This window comes from Kurthia sp. FSL E2-0154 (genome assembly GCF_038003625.1).
Lineage (GTDB): Bacteria > Bacillota > Bacilli > Bacillales_A > Planococcaceae > Kurthia > Kurthia gibsonii.
This window is the reverse complement of the sequence record NZ_JBBOPO010000001.1, coordinates 2,891,739-2,900,590: the sequence shown is the minus strand read 5'-3', so window position 1 is coordinate 2,900,590 and position 8,852 is coordinate 2,891,739. Positions and strand designations below refer to the sequence as shown.

Here is an 8,852-nt window from a genome sequence, read left to right as displayed (position 1 = left end):
TTCCATTTTGAAATGTGTTTTTGCGAGTTCATGAGCATCGCTTATATCCGTTTTATGTCGACGCATCGTAGCCATTTGTAAATTTGCTTCAAGTGGATTCATGCGAAAGTATGCATAGCCATTATCTTTAAAAAACGCCTCAACAGGTTTGGAATAAATGCCTGTTGCCTCAAATACGATCTCAGGGACTTGTCCATCTAACTTAGCGAGTGCATCTATTCGTTCGTGTAAACGATTGAAATCAACACGTGTGTGGTACAGCTCACCTTCGAATTCACATTGACGATTACGATTATAAATCGCGATTGTACTTTTCCCTTTACTGACATCTAACGCAATGACATGTTTCATCTAATTTCTCCTTTTTCGCCAATTATAGAAGTCTTCACATTGCCTTATCGATTCCACTTTCTTATACACGATCTCTTGGACCCAACAGACTAAACTGATTCAAATAAGGGTGTGAAGTTAGCCGGTTTTAAATACGGATTCTAAAATGATCCCAGAGCCTGGTCGGCTTTTCTTCACTTCTACTATAAAAAATAGTAGCACAAACCGTGGCCTTGGTCTGTGCTACTAATCTTAGTATGTTTTTATAGAGATTTAATTTTTTAATAAAAGAAATGAACACCACCATATTGTATAAAAGTTTTTGTCTTTTTCTTATTATTACCATATTTATACTTAATACCCACATATCCGTCTTCTTTATCTAAACTTAAAGGTTTATTAGCTAAAAATCCAATAACTTCTTCTGTTTTAGGTTTTACTTTATAATATTTTTTCTTTTTTTCATGTAATGTAAGCTTCCTATTAAATCTAGGATAAAAATCATCATAATAATTACCTGATTTTTGAATATAAATTGGTTTTGATGATCTATTATTTACAATAATAATAATTGCTCTACTATCTAAATAACCTACCATTGAGGACATATTACTAAAATTTATATCTACTTTTTTATTAGCTGCTGATTCAGAAATAGCAAAGGCTTTAGTATCTGATAATATAGGAGCACTAAAGATAGTTAACATAATTAAAAATAAAATAATTTTTTTCTTCAAATTAATCCCTCTTTTTTTAGATTATTATAATATATTAGTGATACTATGTCAAGAAAATGGACAGAGGAAATTGAGATTTCGCTCTGAATCTATCGCGCTATCGCTTGCTCGCCTCACAAATAATTTAAGGGGCGTAACCCTTAAATTATTTGTGAGGTTAAAAGGGGTAGATTATATGACTCTAGCTTTCTGTAAAACTTCGAAATATTGCTTTTCGTATGCAACTGGCGACATATAATTTGTATATGAGTGGATCCGTTTGTAGTTATAGAAACTAACGATGTATTCAATGATACTTTTCTTGGCTTGATCTCTCGTTTTATACTTTTCGTGAAAAACTAGTTCTCGTTTGATCACGCTATGAAACGACTCAATACATGCATTATCGTAACAGTTTCCTTTTCTGCTCATGCTTGTGATGATTCCGTTAGTTCGTAATACTTGTTGGTATTCCTTCGATGCATACTGGCTCCCACGATCAGAGTGATGAATAAGTCCAGAAGTTGGAGATTGAGCTCTAATTGCCCGTTTTAAGGCAAGAATCACTAACTCTTTTGTCATCCTCGCATCCATCGCCCATCCGATAATTCTCCTTGAAAACAGCTCCATAATTGTCGCTAGATACAACCATCCTTCACTTGTCCATATATACGTAATATCCGCTACCCATACTTTCCCAGGTCGGTCTACTTTGAATTGCTGGTCTAATAGATTCGAATAGATTGGTAGATTATGTTTTGAATTCGTCGTCGCTTTGTATTTTTTCACTGTTTTTGAACGTATTCCTTCATTTTTCATAATTCTCGATACTGTTTTTTGTGATACATGGACTCCTTCCGAATTCAATTGTTTTGTGATTTTAGGACTACCATAATTTCTTCTGGAATCTAAATACACTCGTTTTATTTGGCTTGTTAACTTTTCTTTACGCTCTTTTTGCTTACTTTTTGGGCGGTTCAGCCACTCATAGTAACCACTTCTTGAAACACCTAATACTTCGCACATCTTTGCCACACGGTATTCGTGTCGGTGCTGTTGAATAAAGTCATAAATTACTTCTGGTCTTTTGCAAAGATGCTCATAGCCTTTTTTAAGATGGCATTTTCCTCTTCTAGATCACGGATTCTTTTTTGTAACTCTTTATTTGCCTTGTCCTCTGGTTTTAAATTTCCGCTACCAACAAAAGCAGCTTCTCCATCTTTACCAAATTTTCTAACCCAGTTGTGTAACGTTTGTTCCGCAAGGTCTAGCTCACGTGCAACTTCCGCAACTCTCTTGCCACTTTCAACTAACTGTACTGCCTCTAATTTGAATTCTTTGTCGTAACTTTTTCGATTGGTCATTTTAGACACTCCTAGTAAATTATTGAGACTATTATACTTTATAAACTCCCAATTTACTGTGTCCATAATTTAGACTATCATCATAGTTTCAATTTAAGTCGCCAACAGTACGCGGTCTGATACCATCTTTTCACCGCGAATCTTTTGGAATTGTTTCATTAAATCTGGAATCGTTAAATTCACTTTATCTTCTGGACTCACTTCTAAAATAATTTGTCCCTTATCCATCATAATAAGTCGATTACCTAAATCAATGGCTTGCTGCATATCATGTGTAATCATCAATGTCGTTAAGTTATCTTTATGAACTAGTTCTTTTGTTAAGTTCGTAATAAGTGCCGCACGTGATGGATCAAGTGCCGCTGTATGTTCATCTAACAAGAGAATATCTGGTTTTGTAAAAGTTGCCATTAATAATGACAATGCCTGTCGCTCCCCACCTGATAATAAACCTACTTTTGCAGATAAACGATTTTCTAAATGAAGTCCAAGTGAAGCAAGTGCTTCTTTAAACAGTTGTTTTCTTTTGCGATTTACGCCAATGCGTAAACCACGCGATTTATTACGTGAATAGGCAATTGCCAAGTTTTCTTCAATCGTCATATTCGGTGCAGTACCCGCCATTGGATCTTGGAAGACACGTCCAATATAACGTGAGCGTTTATATTCTGGTAAACGCGTCACATCTTGATGATTAATATGAATCGAACCTAAATCGGGTGTTAATGCACCTGAAATCATGTTCATCATTGTCGACTTACCTGCCCCATTACTCCCAATAATCGTTACGAAATCACCTGGTTCTAAACTTAATTGAATATCTTGCAGCGCTACCTTTTCATCGGGTGTACCTTCATTAAAAATCTTATTAATGTGCTCTAATTTAAGCAATGGTCTCACCTTCCTTTTTCGCCTGTGCTAGCATCGCCAACTTCTCGGCTTTTCGTCTTGCTTTTCGTTTCTGTTCTTTACGCTTATCAATTACGCGCGGTAATACAAGTGCGATAATTACAATGACAGCTGTTAATAATTTTAAATCTCCTGTATCGAAGATTTTGATTTGCATGGCAAGCGCAATCACAATACGGTAAATAACTGCACCACATACAACAGCTAATGTTGTACGCATAACACTCTTTGTACCGAAAATTGCTTCACCGATAATAACAGAAGCGAGACCACTCACAATCATCCCAACACCTGCTTGTACATCTGCAAAACGACTATACTGTGCAATTAATGCACCTGATAGCGCAACTAACGCATTTGATAGCCCTAAACCTAAAATAATCAATATATCTGTATTCGCTGAAAAACTACGAATCATCTTCTTATTATCACCTGTAGCACGTAATGCGAGACCACTTTCAGTTTTCAAGAACCAGTCTGCCGCAAATTTAATCGCAAAGGTCACAATCACCATGAAGAATACTGTCCCCCATGTATTCGGTGTTTGTTCAAATCCAATTCCACGTAACATATTGTTAATGGCATTATCAATACCTAAGCTCTTCCAAAATGCACTAATCTCTGTAAAAAGTGTTGTCGCATTTGATAACGGAATATTTGGTCGCCCAATTCCATTTTCAAGTGTCGAACCCATAATACGCAAGTTAATGGAATACAATGCAATCATCATTAAAATCCCTGCTAATAATGCATTGATTTTTGCTTTTGTATGCAAAATCCCTGTAATACTTCCTGCAATAAAACCTGCTAAAATTGCGCACAGTGTTGCGATGATTGGATCATATCCAAGTGTAATCATCGTCGCTGCTGTTGCGCCCCCTGTTACAAAACTACCGTCTACTGTTAAGTCAGGAAAATCTAAAACTCGGAATGTAAGATACACTCCGAGCGCCATAATTGCATAGATGATTCCCTGCTCTACAGAGCCAAATACCGCTACAAACATGTAGAATCATCTCCTCTTATTTTACTTCTTCTGCGTTCCACTCTTTGTTGATCGTAATGCCTAATTTATCAGCAGTTTCTTTATTTACTTCGAATTTTAAGTTAGCTGGGTATGCTGCTGGAATATCAGCTGGCTTCTTACCATCTTTTAAGATTTGAACAGCCATTTGTCCTGCCTCATAACCGATATCATAATAACTGAAACCGTATGCGCCAAAACCGCCACGCTTCACTGAATCAAGTTCACCAACCATTACTGGAATCTTTTTATCTGTTGCTACATCTAATACAGAATCAAGCGCTGAAACTACTGTGTTATCTGTAATGATGTAATAAGCGTCTACTTTACTTACTAATGATTCAGTTGCTTGTTTTACGTCTGCTGATGTATTCGCAGAAGCTTCTACTACTTCTACACCATATTTTTTTGCTTCTTTTTTCACGATATCAACTTGTGCGCGTGAGTTTTGCTCACCTGCGTTATACACCATCCCTAATTTTTTTATTTTTAATTCATTCGCAATGAACTTCACTGTGTTCGGAATCGCTTCAGGATGTGTATCTACTGTTCCTGTTACGTTCGCGCCTGGTTTTTCCATTGATTGAATTAATTCTGCACCTACTGCATCTGTTACAGATGTAAATAACACAGGAATATCAGCTGTTGCTGTTTGAACTGCTTGTGCTGAAGGTGTCGCATTTGCGAAAATCAAGTCGTTTCCTGCACCAACTAAATTATTCGCAGCTGTTGTATTGTTCGCTGGATCACCTTGTGCATTTTGTTCGTCATATTCTACCTTTAACCCTGATTCTTTCAGTGCCGCTTTGAAACCCTTTGTTGCTTCATTTAAAGATGGGTGTTCTACATACTGTAAAATACCAACTTTATACGTTTTCTCATCTGCATTTGCCTTTTCGTCTTGCGTTTCGTCCTTTTTACCGCAAGCAACTAAGACTAGCATGGTGGCTGCTGTTACAAGTAACAACAACATACTCTTTTTCTTCATCTATAAGCCCTCCCAATATATGTAGCTTTCTACCTTAATTATTGTAAAATTGAATAGTCAATAAAATTATGAATGTTCCGATAATTTTATGCACTAAATCGTTGAGGTTTAATGCGTTAAAGCGTTGGTGTATCAATGTTTTGAAGAATTTATCAAAAATTAATTTTTCTGAATTATTTGCCTATGAAATAATTCTTTACATTGTTTTTTGATGTGTTTATGATGAAGTATGTTCGACGTGGTTCGTAACCATCCCACGAAAAAAAACTAAGGAGAAATGAATATGAAAACGAAATTTTTTGCGACAAGTGGTATTATCGCAGCTGTATACATTGCGGTATCACTCCTTCTTGCTCCCCTCTCATTTGGAGCGATTCAATTGCGCTTTAGTGAGATTTTAAACCAATTAATTGTGTTTAATAAAAAATATTTTTACGCCATCGTGATTGGTGTGTTTATTACTAACCTCTTTTCACCGAATGGACCGATTGATTTATTATTCGGCGTAGGGCAGACTGTTTTATCATTAGGTATTACAATCCTATCCGCAAAATTCATCAAATCAATTGTGGCACGTATGATTTTTAATACGGTTGTCTTCTCATTCATGATGTGGCTCATCGCATGGGAATTAAACATCATTTTCGATTTACCATTCGGGTATACTTGGTTAACAGTCGCAATTGGTGAAGCCATCGTTATGCTGATCGCCATTCCAATCATGTTACTTATAAACAAACGCGTTCATTTTAGAAAGTTAATGGATGCGTAATACAAGTACTTTTATAACGAAAATCTCGTATGATTTTATATTTCATGCGAGATTTTTTATGTATAATATTTTAAAACTTAAAAACCCCTGTAATCATACTTACTTTTATAGCGTAAATTTACTATTTATTTCTAAATTTGTTATTAGTAATATTGAATATAGGAGGTGCTATATGAAAAAAATAGCGGTGTTAGGAGTAATGATTTTTATATTTACTTTCTCTTTTTTGATTCATGTAAATACAACAGAAGCTTATGCAAAAACTATTAAAATTAACAAAAAATTTGCTAGTCATTTAAAAAAAGGAAAGCTTCCTGACTCAAAAGGACATATTAATATGACTTATAAGAAATTAAAATCTCTAGAATCTAAACGCGGATATTATTTGATGGATGGACGAGTTTATAAGCTTATAGATGGCGCTGAAAATCCAACATATCATTTTGAAATGATGAAAGGATATTATGTTACTAATAAAGATATTGTGACAAAGATAGATAAAATTTATCCAAGCAACTCCTTTAAAAGGTCTGATGTTATTAAATATCTTGGAAAACCTAAAAAAATATCTGGTATCGGTAATAATTTTGAAGCTGTTTATAAATATAAAGAATTTACGGTAACAATTACTTCTGCGACTTCTTTATATTCCGGGATTTTTATAGAAAATAGTGTAATTAGCATTACTAAAAACTTTTCATTTAATGATGTAATCAATACCATTTTTTAAAAATGAATAATATGCCTAGACCAGAACAAAATTAATGGATCTCAAACACGAATAATTAAATCAATTGAACGCGCAGAAAACGACTCCTACGGGAATAGCATGAGCTGAAAATCCCACAGGAACGTAGTGACGAGGAGTTTGAAGCCATGCCCGAACGCTACGTGATGTAGTGGGGCAAAATTTGCAACAGGACGTTGCGTTCTTTTCTTGCCTACCTCTATTCGTTTTTCGAAGCGAAAATTGATATGAATGAACAATCCCGTATGATTTTTCAAAAATCATACGGGATTTGCTCTATTGAAAATACTTTTATCTCAGTCTCAATCTTAGTCTATTTTTCATTCTTAAATATATTCGTTAATTTCGTCACGTAATTTTGCTTTTAGGAATTTACCTACCGATGTTTTTGGAATTTCATCTAAGAATAAAACATCATCTGGAAGCCACCATTTCGCAAAATCTTGTTCTAAATAAGCCAACAACTGGGCTTTTAAAGCTGCTTCATCTGCTGGTTTTTCATGCGTTACAACACAAGCAAGTGGTCGTTCTTGCCATTTCGGATGAGGAACTGCTATCACTGCTGCTTCAAATACGGCATCATGTGTCATGAGCGCATTCTCTAAATCAACAGAAGAAATCCATTCTCCACCACTCTTAATTAAATCTTTTGTACGATCCGTAATTTTAATATAGCCTTGTGGTGTACGAACTGCGATATCACCTGTGTACAACCAGCCATCTCGAAAGGCATCTGCTGTACGCTCATCTTCGTAATATTCATCTGCCACCCATGGACCACGTATCATAAGTTCACCCATTGTTTTACCGTCCCACGGAACTTCACCATTTTCATTAATAATACGCGTTTCGATGAGTGATACCGTCATGCCCTGTGTACTACGTGCTTCTAATTTATCATCGTAATCCCAGTCGTCCATTTCCGAACTATAATTCGAAACCGACACAATCGGACTCGTCTCGGTCATACCATAACCAACTAAGAAATTCACACCATACTTTTGTTCAAATGCCTTAATCAATCCTTTTGGCGATGATGAACCACCGCTTACAAGACGTGTTAGCGACGCAATATCTCTTGGCACTTCTGATTTTTCTAACTCTTGCATCATGCCAAGCCAAATAGTCGGAACACCTGCCGATAATGTAACGCGCTCTGATTCGATTAAATCAAGCAAAATCTTCGGTGTAAAATGTGGTCCCGGTAACACCTGTGTCGCACCAAAATTCACACATGCAAACGGTAAACCCCATGCATTTACGTGGAACATTGGAACAACAGGCATAACGATATCTCTCTCTTGTAAACCAAATGTTTCCACAAGACCAAGTGATAGCGCATGTAAGACAAGGCTACGATGCGTATACACAACACCTTTTGGGAATCCCGTTGTCGCACTCGTATAGCACATACCTGCTGGCATCTTTTCGTCTAAATCTTCTGGAAATTCAAAGTCTGTACGCGCTTCTTTTAATAAATCTTCATACACAAAAATATTTGGAATCGTAGACTGTGACACATCAACATCATCCCCCATGACGATGACAGCACGAACTGTTTTCAACTCTGTATAGATTTCTTCAATAATCGGTAATAAATCGTCATCCACCAATAGAATCTCGTCTTTTGCATGATTGATAATATAGATGAGATGCTCTGGCGCTAAACGAATATTCACCATATGAAGCACTGCACCTGAACAAGGAACTGCAAAATATGCTTCTAAATGACGATGATGATTCCAAGCGAATGAACCGATTTTCATTCCTCTCTGTAAACCAAAATCTTCGAGTACAGCAGCTAACTTTTTTGTACGAACTGCAAAATCAGCGTACGTTAATCGGTGTATCATTGTATCCGATGTGCGCGAAATAATCGACTTGTGCTTAAAATACGTTTCTGCCCTTTTGAAAAAACTCGTCAATACTAAAGGTGTATCCATCATACGAATCATTCTCCCCTTCGTCGAATTCCATTTTTTGTATTACTACATGTCATTG

At 36.1% G+C, this 8,852-nt stretch carries 9 protein-coding genes and 1 riboswitch; of the genes, 2 read left to right on the top strand and 7 right to left on the bottom strand.

The genetic code is table 11. The features are described 5' to 3' along the window. The 6 genes from MHB75_RS14495 to MHB75_RS14470 all read right to left on the bottom strand — a co-directional run. Positions 1-351: IS110 family transposase (locus MHB75_RS14495; RefSeq protein ID WP_340998495.1), on the bottom strand; the 351-nt coding region annotated here is incomplete at its 3' end. A gap of 260 nt (positions 352-611) precedes the next feature. Next, positions 612-1,067, bottom strand: coding sequence for a hypothetical protein (locus MHB75_RS14490; protein ID WP_325921908.1), 456 nt, complete (start codon positions 1,065-1,067; stop codon positions 612-614). A gap of 171 nt (positions 1,068-1,238) precedes the next feature. Continuing rightward, positions 1,239-2,410 (bottom strand): IS3 family transposase gene (locus MHB75_RS14485; RefSeq protein WP_340995027.1). Its coding sequence is split into 2 segments (ribosomal slippage): positions 1,239-2,149 and positions 2,149-2,410, totalling 1,173 coding nucleotides; the frame shifts between segments, so codons are not numbered across the junction. Between the two features lie 93 nt (positions 2,411-2,503). Beyond that, positions 2,504-3,301 carry an ABC transporter ATP-binding protein gene (locus MHB75_RS14480; RefSeq protein ID WP_340998493.1) on the bottom strand — a complete coding sequence of 266 codons (798 nt, stop codon included), beginning with the start codon at positions 3,299-3,301 and terminating at the stop codon, positions 2,504-2,506. Continuing rightward, positions 3,294-4,325, bottom strand: coding sequence for an ABC transporter permease (locus MHB75_RS14475; RefSeq protein ID WP_340998492.1), 1,032 nt, complete (start codon positions 4,323-4,325; stop codon positions 3,294-3,296). The genes MHB75_RS14480 and MHB75_RS14475 overlap by 8 nt, the downstream gene beginning before the upstream one ends. A gap of 16 nt (positions 4,326-4,341) precedes the next feature. Continuing rightward, positions 4,342-5,331: an ABC transporter substrate-binding protein gene (locus MHB75_RS14470; RefSeq protein WP_340998489.1), complete on the bottom strand. Its 990-nt coding sequence runs from the start codon at positions 5,329-5,331 to the stop codon at positions 4,342-4,344. Between the two features lie 232 nt (positions 5,332-5,563). Then, positions 5,564-5,608, top strand: a riboswitch (PreQ1 riboswitch). Here MHB75_RS14470 and MHB75_RS14465 point away from each other — a divergent pair. After that, complete coding sequence (locus MHB75_RS14465; protein ID WP_340998488.1) at positions 5,609-6,103, top strand: QueT transporter family protein; 495 nt, start codon at positions 5,609-5,611, stop codon at positions 6,101-6,103. A 172-nt stretch (positions 6,104-6,275) separates the two neighbouring features. Then, entirely contained in the window at positions 6,276-6,833 is a 558-nt protein-coding gene (locus tag MHB75_RS14460) for a hypothetical protein (RefSeq protein ID WP_340998486.1), read from the top strand. A gap of 344 nt (positions 6,834-7,177) precedes the next feature. Here MHB75_RS14460 and MHB75_RS14455 read toward each other — a convergent pair whose 3' ends face one another. Then, positions 7,178-8,797, bottom strand: a complete 1,620-nt coding sequence (locus MHB75_RS14455; protein WP_340998485.1) for a long-chain fatty acid--CoA ligase — start codon at positions 8,795-8,797, stop codon at positions 7,178-7,180. Positions 8,798-8,852: the final 55 nt, after the last annotated feature.

Bases quoted from the DNA above. Each gene is read 5' to 3' on its own strand.
- MHB75_RS14475 (WP_340998492.1), bottom strand. From the start codon at position 4,325: ATGTTTGTAGCGGTATTTGGCTCTGTAGAGCAGGGAATCATCTATGCA.
- MHB75_RS14470 (WP_340998489.1), bottom strand. From the start codon at position 5,331: ATGAAGAAAAAGAGTATGTTGTTGTTACTTGTAACAGCAGCCACCATG.
- MHB75_RS14465 (WP_340998488.1), top strand. From the start codon at position 5,609: ATGAATATGAAAACGAAATTTTTTGCGACAAGTGGTATTATCGCAGCT.
- MHB75_RS14460 (WP_340998486.1), top strand. From the start codon at position 6,276: ATGAAAAAAATAGCGGTGTTAGGAGTAATGATTTTTATATTTACTTTC.
- MHB75_RS14455 (WP_340998485.1), bottom strand. From the start codon at position 8,797: ATGATGGATACACCTTTAGTATTGACGAGTTTTTTCAAAAGGGCAGAA.